General features: G+C 72.7%; 12 protein-coding genes and 1 tRNA gene. 12 read left to right on the plus strand and 1 reads right to left on the minus strand.

Annotation, left to right across the window (positions count from 1 at the left end; all coding sequences use genetic code 11):
- Positions 1 to 148 precede the first annotated feature (148 nt).
- A complete protein-coding gene (locus ACLQ2V_RS27540; RefSeq protein WP_425721513.1) occupies positions 149 to 1,906 on the plus strand; it encodes a CTP synthase in 1,758 nt (585 codons plus the stop codon).
- Complete coding sequence (locus tag ACLQ2V_RS27545; protein WP_425721515.1) at positions 1,903 to 2,508, plus strand: NUDIX domain-containing protein; 606 nt, start codon at positions 1,903 to 1,905, stop codon at positions 2,506 to 2,508. The genes ACLQ2V_RS27540 and ACLQ2V_RS27545 overlap by 4 nt, the downstream gene beginning before the upstream one ends.
- Before the next feature lie 114 nt (positions 2,509 to 2,622).
- Here ACLQ2V_RS27545 and ACLQ2V_RS27550 read toward each other — a convergent pair whose 3' ends face one another.
- Positions 2,623 to 2,874 (minus strand): TM2 domain-containing protein, encoded by a 252-nt coding sequence (locus ACLQ2V_RS27550; RefSeq protein ID WP_425721517.1) that lies wholly within the window; start codon positions 2,872 to 2,874, stop codon positions 2,623 to 2,625.
- A 286-nt stretch (positions 2,875 to 3,160) separates the two neighbouring features.
- On the opposite strand from ACLQ2V_RS27550, the gene ald reads away from it, so the two are divergent.
- From ald to ACLQ2V_RS27600, 10 genes are all read left to right on the plus strand, one after another.
- Entirely contained in the window at positions 3,161 to 4,276 is a 1,116-nt protein-coding gene (gene ald / locus ACLQ2V_RS27555) for an alanine dehydrogenase (protein ID WP_425721519.1), read from the plus strand.
- A 44-nt stretch (positions 4,277 to 4,320) separates the two neighbouring features.
- Positions 4,321 to 5,328, plus strand: coding sequence for a site-specific tyrosine recombinase XerD (locus ACLQ2V_RS27560; RefSeq protein WP_425721539.1), 1,008 nt, complete (start codon positions 4,321 to 4,323; stop codon positions 5,326 to 5,328).
- A 264-nt stretch (positions 5,329 to 5,592) separates the two neighbouring features.
- Complete coding sequence (locus tag ACLQ2V_RS27565; protein WP_425721521.1) at positions 5,593 to 6,516, plus strand: ParA family protein; 924 nt, start codon at positions 5,593 to 5,595, stop codon at positions 6,514 to 6,516.
- An 88-nt stretch (positions 6,517 to 6,604) separates the two neighbouring features.
- Positions 6,605 to 7,630 (plus strand): segregation and condensation protein A, encoded by a 1,026-nt coding sequence (locus tag ACLQ2V_RS27570; RefSeq protein WP_425721523.1) that lies wholly within the window; start codon positions 6,605 to 6,607, stop codon positions 7,628 to 7,630.
- On the plus strand, positions 7,627 to 8,673 hold the full coding sequence (scpB, locus tag ACLQ2V_RS27575) for an SMC-Scp complex subunit ScpB (RefSeq protein WP_425721525.1): 1,047 nt from the start codon (positions 7,627 to 7,629) through the stop codon (positions 8,671 to 8,673). The genes ACLQ2V_RS27570 and scpB overlap by 4 nt, the downstream gene beginning before the upstream one ends.
- Positions 8,660 to 9,430, plus strand: coding sequence for a pseudouridine synthase (locus ACLQ2V_RS27580; RefSeq protein WP_425721527.1), 771 nt, complete (start codon positions 8,660 to 8,662; stop codon positions 9,428 to 9,430). The genes scpB and ACLQ2V_RS27580 overlap by 14 nt, the downstream gene beginning before the upstream one ends.
- Before the next feature lie 188 nt (positions 9,431 to 9,618).
- Positions 9,619 to 10,299, plus strand: a complete 681-nt coding sequence (gene cmk, locus ACLQ2V_RS27585; protein ID WP_425721529.1) for a (d)CMP kinase — start codon at positions 9,619 to 9,621, stop codon at positions 10,297 to 10,299.
- Positions 10,296 to 11,699, plus strand: a complete 1,404-nt coding sequence (gene der, locus ACLQ2V_RS27590) for a ribosome biogenesis GTPase Der (RefSeq protein WP_425721531.1) — start codon at positions 10,296 to 10,298, stop codon at positions 11,697 to 11,699. Before cmk ends, der begins: the two co-directional genes overlap by 4 nt.
- A 323-nt stretch (positions 11,700 to 12,022) precedes the next feature.
- Positions 12,023 to 12,096 (plus strand) — tRNA-Pro (locus tag ACLQ2V_RS27595).
- A 119-nt stretch (positions 12,097 to 12,215) separates the two neighbouring features.
- Positions 12,216 to 12,527, plus strand: a complete 312-nt coding sequence (locus tag ACLQ2V_RS27600) for a hypothetical protein (protein WP_425721533.1) — start codon at positions 12,216 to 12,218, stop codon at positions 12,525 to 12,527.
- Positions 12,528 to 12,587: the final 60 nt, after the last annotated feature.

Consider the following 12,587-nt stretch of genomic DNA (forward strand, 5'->3'; position numbering starts at 1 on the left):
GTCGGCGCCGCCCGGCCGGGCGACCTCGGGTGCGGGCTGCGGGGCCGTCCCGCAGAGGTGTTACCGTGGAATCCCGTGGATCGCGTGATCACTTGGCTGATCGGCACGGCGGTCTGCACGACCGCGACGGACGACACGGGAGCAGGCGTTGGCCCCATCAGCACGGACGACCAGGCACATTTTCGTCACCGGGGGGGTCGCCTCCTCGCTGGGTAAGGGCCTCACCGCCTCCAGCCTCGGCAACCTGCTGACCGCGCGCGGGCTGCGCGTGGTGATGCAGAAGCTCGACCCCTACCTCAACGTGGACCCGGGGACAATGAACCCGTTCCAGCACGGTGAGGTCTTCATCACCGAGGACGGCGCGGAGACCGACCTCGACGTCGGGCACTACGAACGCTTCCTGGACCGGGCGCTCTCCGGCAAGGCGAACGTCACCACCGGCCAGATCTACTCCGAGGTGATCGCCAAGGAGCGGCGCGGCGAATACCTGGGCGACACCGTCCAGGTCATCCCGCACATCACCAACGAGATCAAGGCGCGGATCCGGGGGATGGCCGACCCCGACGCCGACGGCCAGGTGCCGGACGTGGTGATCACCGAGGTCGGTGGCACCGTCGGCGACATCGAGTCGCTGCCCTTCCTCGAGGCGATCCGGCAGGTCCGCCACGACCTGGGCCGGGACAACTGCTTCTACCTGCACGTCTCCCTGGTGCCGTACCTGGCCCCGTCCGGCGAGCTGAAGACCAAGCCCACCCAGCACTCGGTGGCCCAGCTGCGCAGCATCGGCATCCAGCCCGACGCGCTGGTGCTGCGCTGCGACCGGGACATCCCGGACAAGGTCAAGCAGAAGCTGGCGCTCTACTGCGACGTGGACCGGGAGGCCGTCACCGCCTGCCCGGACGCGCCGAGCATCTACGACATCCCGAAGGTGCTGCACCGGGAGGGCCTCGACGCGTACGTGGTGCGCCGGCTCGGCCTCTCCTTCCGCGACGTCGACTGGACCCGCTGGGACGACCTGCTGGACCGGGTGCACCAGCCGCACCACACGGTGACCGTGGCGCTGGTCGGCAAGTACGTGGACCTGCCCGACGCGTACCTGTCGGTCAGCGAGGCGATCCGGGCGGCCGGGTTCGGCCACCGGGCCCGGGTACGGCTGCGCTGGGTGCCCAGCGACGACTGCGTCACCCCGGCCGGTGCGGCGGCGGCCCTGGCCGGCGTCGACGGCATCGTCATCCCCGGCGGCTTCGGCGTGCGGGGCATCGAGGGCAAGATCGGCACCGCCCGGTACGCCCGGGAGAACGGCGTACCGCTGCTCGGCCTCTGCCTCGGGTTGCAGTGCGTGACCATCGAGGTGGCCCGCCACCTCGGGGGCCTCGACGGGGCGAACTCGCTGGAGTTCGACGCCGAGGCGGCGCACCCGGTCATCGCCACCATGGCCGACCAGCAGGACATCGTCGCCGGCAAGGGCGACCTGGGCGGCACCATGCGGCTGGGGGCGTACCCGGCGAAGCTCGCGGAGGGTTCGATCGTCGCCGAGGCGTACGGCAGCACCGAGGTCAGCGAGCGGCACCGGCACCGGTACGAGGTGAACAACGCCTACCGCGACCAGCTCACCAAGGCCGGGCTGGTCGTCTCGGGCACCTCCCCGGACGGCCGGCTGGTCGAGTTCGTCGAGCTGGACCGGGCCCTGCACCCGTTCTTCGTGGCCACCCAGGCGCACCCCGAGCTGAAGAGCCGGCCGACCCGGCCGCACCCGCTCTTCGCGGCGTTCGTGAAGGCGGCCGTGACGTACTCCGAGGCCGACCAGCTCCCCGTCGACCTGGACGCCCCGGCGCAGCCGGCAGCCCGGCCGACCGACCGCAACGGCGGCGCGACGGCCGGCAAGAGGAAGGCGTCGCTGTCGTGAGCGCCGTGGAGCACCGCTACGAGGTGACCGAGCGGCAAGACCGCTGGGCGGGGCGGATCTTCTCCGTGGTCACCGACGAGGTCACCATGCCCGGTGGCGGCACCGCCGCCCGCGACTACGTCCGGCACGTCGGCGCGGTGGCGGTGGTGGCGCTCGACGACGCCGGCCAGGTGGTGCTGATCCGGCAGTACCGGCACCCGATCGGCCGGCACCTGTGGGAGCTGCCGGCCGGCCTGATGGACGTCTCCGGGGAGGACCTGGCGGTCGCGGCGCTGCGCGAGCTGGCCGAGGAGGCCGACCTCACCGCCGCCGTCGTCGACGTGCTGGTGGACCTGCACAGCTCGCCGGGCTTCTCCGACGAGGTGGTCCGGGTCTTCCTGGCCCGGGAGCTGGCCGACGTGCCCGCCGCGCAGCGCTACGAGCGCGGCGAGGAGGAGGCCGACCTCCAGGTGGTCCGGGTCGACCTGGACGAGGCGGTGCGGATGGTGCTCGCCGGGGAGATCACCAACGCCTCCGCGGTGGCCGGGGTGCTGGCCGCCGCCCGCGCTCGCGACACCGGCTGGGCGACGCTGCGTCGGGCGGACGCGCCGCTGCCACGCTGAGCCGCGTGGACGCGCCGCCGCGCTGAGCGCCGGCGGCAAGGGGCCACGACGGGCCACGGATACGACGACAGGGGCCGTGCGGCGAACCGCACGGCCCCTGTCTGGCTGTCGACGTCAGTCGCGCAGCCGGCGCCCCTGCGCGTCCACCCCGCCGTTGACCAGGATCAGGATGCCGTCGATGAGGCCCCAGATGCCGCCGACGCCACAGGTCACCAGGCTCACCACGAGCTGGAGCACGCCGGTCTTGGTGTCACCGATATAGAAACGCCCGGCACCGAAGGTGCCGAGGAGAATGCCGAGGAGACCCGCGACGACCTTGCTCTTGTCCGAGACATCCTGCGGGTACTGCTGATAAGGAGTGGTCATGGGGCGACACCCTAGTGAATCATCATCGTTTTGTCCGCCCCGGCCCCGTACGGTGGGACGATGGGCGGGCGACGACGTGTCGGGGATGGAGCCGATGCCCGCCGTCGGCCCCGTCGACGCCTGACACATCGTCAGCACCACTGCGGACCGGTTGGCACAGTGTCGGCGCTGGGCGGCGGATCGCGGGCCTAGACTGCCGCCGGCGGGACCGGTGGACCGCGGCGGCAACGGGGCCGCCGCGCACCGTGCGGTCGGGGTGGGACGCCCCGAGAGAGGTGTCTGCGTCGTGAAGGTCGGAATCCCCCGCGAGATCAAGAACCACGAGTACCGGGTGGCGATCACCCCGGCCGGGGTCAACGAGTTCGTCCGCAATGGTCACCAGGTCTTCCTCGAGACCGGTGCCGGCGTCGGGTCCAGCATCACCGACGACGAGTTCGCCGCCGCCGGGGCGAAGATCCTCGGCACCGCCGACGAGGTGTGGGAGACCGCCGAGCTGGTGCTCAAGGTCAAGGAGCCGATCGCCGAGGAGTACCACCGGATGCGCGAGGGGCAGGTGCTCTTCACCTACCTGCACCTGGCCGCGTCCCGGCCGTGCACCGAGGCGCTGGTCGACCGGAAGGTCACCGGCATCGCGTACGAGACCGTCGAGCTGCCCGACCGGTCGCTGCCGCTGCTCGCCCCGATGTCCGAGGTGGCCGGCCGGCTGGCCCCGCAGGTCGGGGCGTACCACCTGCAGCGGCAGGGCGGCGGGCGCGGCATCCTGATGGGCGGCGTCTCCGGTGTGTACGCGGCGAAGACCGTGGTCATCGGCGCGGGCGTCTCCGGCATGAACGCCGCCGCGATCGCGCTCGGCCTGCAGGCCGAGGTGCTGCTGCTGGACAAGAACGTCGCCCGGCTGCGCCAGGCCGACGCCATCTACCGGGGGCACCTGCAGACGGTCGCCTCCAACGCGTACGAGATCGAGCGGGCCGTGCTCGACGCGGACCTGGTCATCGGCGCGGTGCTGGTGCCCGGCGCGAAGGCCCCGACGCTGATCTCCAACGAGCTGGTCGCCCGGATGAAGCCGGGCAGCGTGCTGGTCGACATCTCCATCGACCAGGGTGGGTGCTTCGAGGACTCCCGCCCCACCACCCACGCCGAGCCGACCTACCCGGTGCACGAGTCGATCTTCTACTGCGTGGCGAACATGCCCGGCGCGGTGCCGCACACCAGCACCTACGCGCTGACCAACGTCACCCTGCCGTACGCCCTCGAGCTGGCCAACCAGGGCTGGCGCGCGGCGCTGCGCGGCGACCCGGCGCTGGCGCTGGGCCTGAACACCCACGACGGTCAGGTCGTCTACGGCCCGGTCGCCGAGGCGCACGACCTGCCGACCCTGCCGCTGGCCGAGGCGCTGGCCTGAGGCTGTCGACGACGGAGACGACGGTGGCGGTGACCGAGACGACGGTGGCGGCATCCGCAGCCACCGCCGCGACGCAGGACGCCGGGGCGGGCCCCGAGCCCGCGCCGGCCCTGCGTCGCGCGGTACGCGGCTACCTCGACCACCTCACCGTCGAGCGTGGCCTGTCGGCCAACACCGTGTCGTCGTACCGCCGGGACCTGGAGCGTTACCTCGCGACGCTCGCCGCGGCCGGGGTCGACGACCTGGCGGCCATCGACGCCGGGCGGGTCGAGGAGCACCTGGCCCGGCTGCGCGCCGGCGACGACGGCCACCCCCCGCTGGCCGCCTCCTCGGCCGCCCGCGCGGCCAGCGCCGTACGCGGCCTGCACCGCTTCGCGCTGCGCGAGGGGCTGGCCGGCGCGGACCCGAGCCGCGACGTCCGGCCGCCCGTCCCGCCGCGCCGGCTGCCCCGGGCGCTCCCCGTGCAGGACGTCACCCGGCTGCTGGAGACCGCCGGGCCGGTGACCGCCACCGGGGAGGGCGCCGCGCTGGCGCTGCGCGACCGGGCGCTGCTGGAATTCCTCTACGGCACCGGCGCGCGCATCTCCGAGGCCGTCGGCGCGGCCATCGACGACCTGGACCTCGGATCCGGGGCGGTGCTGCTGCGCGGCAAGGGCGGCCGGGCCCGCCTGGTGCCGATCGGCGGGTACGCCGTCGAGGCGCTGCGCGCCTGGCTGGTGCGGGCCCGTCCCGGTCTGGTCGCCGCCGGTCGGGGCACCCCGGCGGTCTTCGTCAACGCCCGTGGGGGCGCGCTGACCCGGCAGGGGGCCTGGACGATCCTGCGCCGGGCCGCCGAGCGGGCCGGGCTGCCCACCGACGGCCCCGCCGCGGTCTCCCCGCACACCCTGCGCCACTCGTACGCCACCCACCTGCTCGACGGCGGCGCCGACGTGCGGGTGGTGCAGGAGCTGCTCGGCCACGCCTCGGTGACCACCACACAGGTCTACACCCTGGTCACCGTCGAGCGGCTGCGCGAGGTCTACGCCACCGCCCACCCCCGCGCCCTGGGCTGATCCGTGCCCGTGGTGCCGCGCGCTCCACGGCGGCCTACGCTGTCCCCGAAATGCCTTCGCTGGTGCGGCCGTTTCCGCCAGCGGTACAGCCCGATCGGCGTGCCGGCCGACACGCCGTACCGGTGCCGGTCGCCCTGCTGGCCTGTGGCGTACAGTCGGCATGGCGCGTACCTCGCGGGCGGGTGACCGGGGTGCGCAGCGGCGCCGCGAGGGACGTCGGACGGCTCCGACGTCGGGTGGTCGTCGGGAGGGGGCAACGAGGACATGGCGGGCAACGGTGACCGTGCCGAGACCTGGACGACGGAGCTCCGCGAGCAGCAGGCCACGCTCGGCGCGGATCTCGGCCCGGCGGACCCGGCGGCCTACACGATGCGCAAGCCCATTCCCGAGCCGATGCCCACCGACCGGCACGGCCCGGCCCGGATCATCGCGATGGCCAACCAGAAGGGTGGCGTCGGGAAGACCACCACGACCATCAACCTGGGCGCGGCCCTGGCCGAGTACGGCCGCAAGGTCCTGCTGGTCGACTTCGACCCGCAGGGCGCGCTCTCGGTGGGGCTCGGCGTCAACCCGCACAACCTCGACCTGTCGGTCTACAACCTGCTGATGCAGGACGACGTCACCGCCGAGGACGTGCTGATCAAGACCGACGTGGCGGGCCTGCACCTGCTGCCGGCCAACATCGACCTCTCCGCGGCCGAGATTCAGCTGGTCAACGAGGTCGCCCGGGAGATGGCCCTGGCGCGGGTGCTGCGCACCATCCGCAAGGAATACGACTACATCCTGATCGACTGCCAGCCGTCGCTCGGCCTGCTGGCGATCAACGCGCTGACCGTGGCGCACGGGGTGCTCGTCCCGCTCGAATGTGAGTTCTTCAGCCTCCGGGGCGTGGCCCTGCTGCTGGACACCATCGACAAGGTGCGCGAGCGGCTCAACTTCGACCTGGAGCTCGAGGGCATCCTCGCCACCATGTACGACAGCCGCACCACCCACTGCCGGCAGGTGCTCCAGCGGGTGGTCGAGGCGTTCGGCGACAAGGTCTACCAGACGGTGATCACCAAGACGGTGAAGTTCCCCGAGTCGACCGTGGCCGGAGCGCCGATCACCACCATGGACCCGGCGTCGTCCGGGGCCCGCAACTACCGGCAGCTCGCCCGCGAGGTGATCGCCGCGCAGGCGGAGCGGTAACCTCCGTGCGTCGGCGGGCCGGTCTGCGTTCCCGGCTTGGTGCGCGCCTCACCGCCGCTGCCTGGGAAACGTGGACTACGGTCGTGCGGTGACCGCCCCGCCCGTTGACCCGCCCGGTGCGCTTCCCGCCGGTGCGCTCCCGCCCGGCGCGGACCCGCCCGGCGCGCTTCCCGCCGGAACGCCCGGCGCGGTCCCGCCCGGTGCGCCTGCCGGCGACGCGGGGGAGAGCACCGGCTTCACGGTGCGGCTGGACAACTTCACCGGCCCGTTCGACCTGCTGCTGCAACTGATCGGCAAGCACAAGCTCGACGTCACCGAGGTCGCCCTGCACCGGGTCACCGACGAGTTCATCGCCTACATCCGGGCGATGGGCGACCAGTGGGACCTGGACGAGGCCAGCGAGTTTCTGCTGATCGCGGCCACCCTGCTCGACCTGAAGGCGGCCCGGCTGCTCCCCTCCGCCGAGGTGGAGAACGAGGAGGACCTGGCCCTGCTGGAGGCGCGGGACCTGCTCTTCGCCCGGCTGTTGCAGTACAAGGCGTACAAGGAGGCGGCGGCGCACATCGCCGAGCTGGAGGCGGTGGGCGGCCGGCGGTACCCCCGCGCGGTCACCCTGGAGGCCCGGTACGCCGAGGCGCTGCCCGACCTGGTCCTCGGGATCGGCCCGGAGCGGCTGCTCCGGCTCGCCGTGAAGGCGATGACTCCGAAGCCGGTGCCCGAGGTCTCCATCGCGCACGTGCACATGGTCCGGGTCAGCGTCCGCGAGCATGCGGCGATCCTCGCCGAGCGGCTGCGCCGCGCCGGGATTGCGACCTTCTCCCTGCTCTGCGCCGACTGCGGGGCCACCCTGGAGGTGGTGGCCCGATTCCTGGCCCTGCTGGAGCTGTACCGGGAGGGCCTGGTCTCCTTCGTGCAGGAGCAGGCGCTGGGGGAGCTGACCGTCCGCTGGACCGGCCCGGCGGACGCCACCGCCGCCGACCTGCACGTCGACGAGTACGCCGGCGACGCCGACCCGGCCGAGGCCCCTGCCGCCCCGGTGGACGTGGCGGCCCCTGGCGCATCGGAGGACGAGGCGACCGGTGCCGGTGGTGACGATGAGGAGCAGCGGAGATGAGTGACGAGGAGCGCCAGGATTCCCTGGCGAACCAGGCCGCCGCCTGGGTCCCCCCCTGGAAACGCCCCCACACCCGCCCACCCGCCGATCCCGCCCCAGATCCCGACGTAGATCTTGGAAGCAAAGGGCCCCTGGAGGGGCCGAATTCTTCCAAGATCTCCTCATCTGCCGATGCAGTGGTGGATCTTGGTGCGGTCGCGCCCCCAGAGGGGCCGGAACGTACCAAGATCTCCGTGGCTGAGCGGGTGGAGGCGGCAGGGGAGGGGGGTGCCGTCGGGGACGGCGAGCGCGGTGGGACGGTCGGGCCCGGCGGGCCGGGAGAGCAGGCAGGGCCGGGAGGAGCCGCGGGGCCGGGAGGAGCCGCGGGGCCGGGAGGGGCCGTAGGGTCGGAAGGGCCGGGAAGGTCGGAAGGGCCCGCAGGGTCAGGGGAGTCAGGGGGGCGGGGCGGGGGGCGGCGGCGCAGATCGGCCCCGGAGCCGCCGCCGGCCGTGGTGCTCGACGACGCGGAGCTGCGTGGGGCGCTGGAGGCGATCCTGCTGGTCGTCGACGAGCCGGTCAGCGAGCTCACCCTGGCCCAGGTCCTGGAGCAGTCGCCGGAGCGGATCGGCCCGCTCCTTGACGACATTGCGGCCGGCTACACCGCCGCCGGGCACGGTTTCGAGCTGCGCCGGGCCGCCGGAGGCTGGCGGCTCTACACCCGCCCGGAATACGCGACGTACGTCGAGCGGTTCGTACTGGACGGGCAGTCGGTCCGGCTGACCCAGGCGGCGCTGGAGACACTGGCCGTGGTGGCGTACAAGCAGCCGGTGACCCGCTCGCGGATGTCGGCCATCCGGGGTGTCAACTGCGACGGGGTGATCCGTACGCTGGTCTCTCGCGGCCTGGTCGAGGAGTGCGGCACCGAAGCGGACAGCGGGGCCTTCCTCTACCGGACCACCACCATGTTCCTGGAAAAGCTGGGGCTGAACTCGGTCGACGAGCTGCCACCGCTGGCCCCTTTCCTCCCCGACAACGTAGAAGAGCTTGCCGATGCGACGCGATGACCGTGCCCCCCAACCCGACGCGCCCGTCTTCGACGGGGCCGAACGCCTCCAGAAGGTGCTGGCCGCCGCCGGGGTGGGCTCCCGACGCGCCTGCGAAGACCTGATCTTCCGCCGCCGGGTCACCGTCGACGGGCGGGTGGCCAAGCTCGGCGACAAGGTCGACCCCGCCAACGCCGTGATCCACGTCGACGGCGAGCGCCTGGTGGCCGACAACCGGCTGGTGTACCTGGCGATGAACAAGCCGCGTGGGGTCGTCTCCACCATGGCGGACGAGAAGGGGCGCACCGCCCTGTCGGACTTCCTCGGCAACCGGGTGGAGCAGCGGGTCTACCACGTCGGGCGGCTCGATGCCGACAGCGAGGGGCTGCTGCTGCTCACCAACGACGGCACGCTCGCCCACCGGCTGATGCACCCCTCGTACGGGGTGTCGAAGACGTACCTCTGCGAGGTGGCCGGGCCGATCCCGCGCAACCTCGGCAAGCGGCTCGCGGCCGGGATCGAGCTCGAGGACGGCCCGGTGACGGTCGACTCCTTCAAGGTGGTGGACACCCTGGGCAAGACCGCCCAGGTGGAGGTGACGTTGCACGAAGGGCGCAAGCACATCGTCCGCCGCCTCTTCGACGAGGTCGGGCACCCGGTGTCCCGGTTGGTGCGTACCTCGATCGGGCCGATCCGGCTGGGCGACCTGCGCACCGGGCGGACCCGCCGGCTGACCAACGCGGAGGTCGCCGCCCTGTTCAAGGCGGTGGGTGACTGACCCGGCGGCACCGGGTACCACACCCGGTAGGCTTCCGTGACGCCCCGCTCGGGGCGTGCGGTGGCGTGGGTCGCCACCTGCGGCGTCGCGGGGGTCCCCGAGGCGGGCCGCGCGCATGATCGACGACGATGACAAACCGCTCACGACGGCCGCCGGGCCTCGTGAGGCACGGGCTGAGGAGGATCACGGTGGAGGAAAACGTACGAGCCGGGCGCTGCGTGGTGGCTGTGGACGGGCCGTCCGGTTCGGGTAAGTCCACCGTCTCCCGGAGGCTCGCCGCCGGGCTCGACGCCCGTTACCTGGACACCGGCGCGATGTACCGGGCGATCACCTGGGCGGTGCTGCGCTCCGGGGTCGACCTGACCGACGTGGTCGCGGTGGGCAAGGTCGCCGCCGAGGTCGACCTGCGCATCGGCACCGACCCCCAGGGGTACGGGGTGACCGCCGACGGCGTCGACGTCGACGCCGCGATCCGTGGCCCCGAGGTCACCTCGGCGGTCTCCGCCGTGGCCGCCGTGCCGGCGGTGCGGGCGCTGCTGGTGGCCCGGCAACGGGAAATGATCGCCAAGGCCGGCCGGATCGTCGTGGAGGGCCGCGACATCGGCTCGGTCGTCGCCCCGGACGCGGACCTGAAGGTCTACCTGACCGCCTCGGAGGCGGCGCGGGCCCGCCGGCGCAGCGCCGAGGACGCCGCCGACGTGGCGGCCACCGCCGCCGACCTGGCCCGCCGGGACCGGCTCGACTCCACCCGAAAGGCCGACCCGTTGCAGCAGGCGGCCGACGCGGTGGTGCTGGACACCACCGAGCTGGGCATCGACGAGGTCGTCGACCGGCTGCGCGCGCTGTTGACCGAACGGGGAGTGGCATGAACACCGACGAGAGCTGGACGGACGTGCGCGAGCCGGACGTCTCCGCCGACGAGCCGACCGGCCCGATGCCGGTGGTGGCCGTCGTCGGCCGCCCCAACGTGGGCAAGTCGACGCTGGTCAACCGGATCATCGGCCGCCGCCAGGCGGTCGTGGAGGACGTCCCCGGCGTGACCCGGGACCGGGTTCCGTACGACGCGCAGTGGACCGGCCGGTCGTTCACCGTGGTGGACACCGGCGGCTGGGAGCCCGACGCGAAGGACCGGGCCGGGGCGATCGCCGCGCAGGCCGAGATCGCCGTCGCCACCGCCGACGTGGTGCTCTTCGTGGTCGACGCGATGGTCGGCGCCACCGACGTGGACGAGGCCGCGGTGAAGATGCTGCGGCGCAGCGCCAAGCCGGTCATCCTGGTCGCCAACAAGGCCGACAACACCGCCATCGAGATGGAGGCGACCTCGCTGTGGTCGCTCGGCCTCGGTGAGCCGTACCCGGTCTCCGCGCTGCACGGCCGGGGCTCCGGCGACCTGCTCGACAAGATCCTGGAGGCGCTGCCCGAGGCGCCGCCGATCGAGGAGAACCGCCCGCGCGGCCCGCGCCGGGTGGCGCTGGTCGGCCGCCCCAACGTGGGCAAGTCCAGCCTGCTCAACCGGTTCTCCGGCGAGGAACGGGCGGTCGTCGACTCGGTCGCCGGCACCACCGTCGACCCGGTGGACAGCCTGGTCACCATCGGCGGGGAGACCTGGCAGCTGGTGGACACCGCCGGGCTGCGCAAGCGGGTCGGCAAGGCCAGCGGCACCGAGTACTACGCCAGCCTGCGCACCGCCGGGGCGATCGAGGCCGCCGAGGTGGCGGTGGTGCTGCTCGACGCCAGCGAGCCGATCAGCGAGCAGGACCAGCGGATCCTGGGCATGGTCACCGAGTCCGGCCGGGCGCTGGTGATCGCCTTCAACAAGTGGGACCTGGTCGACGGCGACCGCCGGTACTACCTGGACAAGGAGATCGAGCGGGAGCTGCGCCGCATCCCGTGGGCGCTGCGGCTCAACCTCTCGGCGATGACCGGCCGCGCGGTCGACAAGCTCGCCCCCTCGCTGCGCAAGGCGTTGGCGAGCTGGGAGACCCGGGTGCCGACCGCCCAGCTCAACCAGTGGCTGACCGCGCTGGTGCAGGCCACCCCGCACCCGATCCGTGGCGGCCGGGCGCCGAAGATCCTCTTCGCCACCCAGGCGGGCGTCGCCCCGCCGCGCTTCGTGCTCTTCACCACCGCGCCGCTGGACGCCGGCTATCAGCGCTTCGTCGAGCGCAAGCTCCGCGAGGAGTTCGGCTTCGAGGGCAGCCCGGTGGAGATCTCGGTACGCCCGCGCAAGAAGCTCGGCCCCGGCGGCCGGGGCAAGGCGCACGGCTGACCCACCGCACGCCCGACGCCCCGGGCCCGCGCGACTGATCGGTCACGCGGGCCCGGAGCGTTTCGGTGTACGACTCGTTGAGCACTCCGGGCTGGTGACGAGGCGCTCGCCCGATGTGGGCCGCCGTAGCCGTGCCTCATGCCGCGGGACATCTCGAAGACGCGCGCGTCAACGTCGGGCCGCCCCTCACCGCCCTCCCTATCCTCCTAGGATGCTGTAGGCGGTGTGCGGGCGCGAGGCGGCCCGGGGCGGTGCGCGCGTCGGGAAGATCGTGGGTTAAGCTGTACCGGCTGTCGCGGGATGGAAACACCGCGCGGGAGCATCGGGACGTGGCGCAGCTTGGTAGCGCACTTGACTGGGGGTCAAGGGGTCGTCGGTTCGAATCCGGCCGTCCCGACTGGTATTCACCAGCGGATATAGAAGATCATGTGTGATCTTGCGGTAACGCTGACGGTGACGGAGATCGCTTAACGTGGGCTGCGTCCCCCGATCCCGTTACTGCGGAGATGCAGCCCCGTGGCTGTCTACAGCTACCGCCTCGCCAACGGCCAGACCCGCTGGTTCTTCATCATCGATCTCCCGCCGGACTCCAACGGGCCTCGCCGCCAGCACAAGCGGCAGGGGTTCCCCCACCAGGCCCGCTGCCCTGAAGGCAGAGCAGGACGCACGCGCCGCCTACGGCGGGGCGGACCTCGGGCGGACGGCAGCGTCACCGCCGAGATGGAGAGCTGGCTCAACGAGCGCGAGCTGGACGTCCAGGAGACGACGCTCAGCAACTACCGGGCGCGGCCGAACATCTGGCGTTTGATCATGAGGTTCCCCCGGTAGCTCGGAGGCTTTCGATCATGCTCTGATGGAGCTGAAGGGAGTCATCCGTGGCACCACCGA

Source organism: Micromonospora sp. DT233 (genome assembly GCF_049841815.1).
Taxonomy (GTDB): Bacteria; Actinomycetota; Actinomycetes; order Mycobacteriales; family Micromonosporaceae; genus Micromonospora.

What these genes read in the sequence shown, in the direction of transcription:
- der (WP_425721531.1), top strand. Translation starts at nt 10,296, where the DNA reads ATGAACACCGACGAGAGCTGGACGGACGTGCGCGAGCCGGACGTCTCC.
- ACLQ2V_RS27550 (WP_425721517.1), bottom strand. Translation starts at nt 2,874, where the DNA reads ATGACCACTCCTTATCAGCAGTACCCGCAGGATGTCTCGGACAAGAGC.
- ACLQ2V_RS27565 (WP_425721521.1), top strand. Translation starts at nt 5,593, where the DNA reads ATGGCGGGCAACGGTGACCGTGCCGAGACCTGGACGACGGAGCTCCGC.
- ACLQ2V_RS27580 (WP_425721527.1), top strand. Translation starts at nt 8,660, where the DNA reads ATGCGACGCGATGACCGTGCCCCCCAACCCGACGCGCCCGTCTTCGAC.
- scpB (WP_425721525.1), top strand. Translation starts at nt 7,627, where the DNA reads ATGAGTGACGAGGAGCGCCAGGATTCCCTGGCGAACCAGGCCGCCGCC.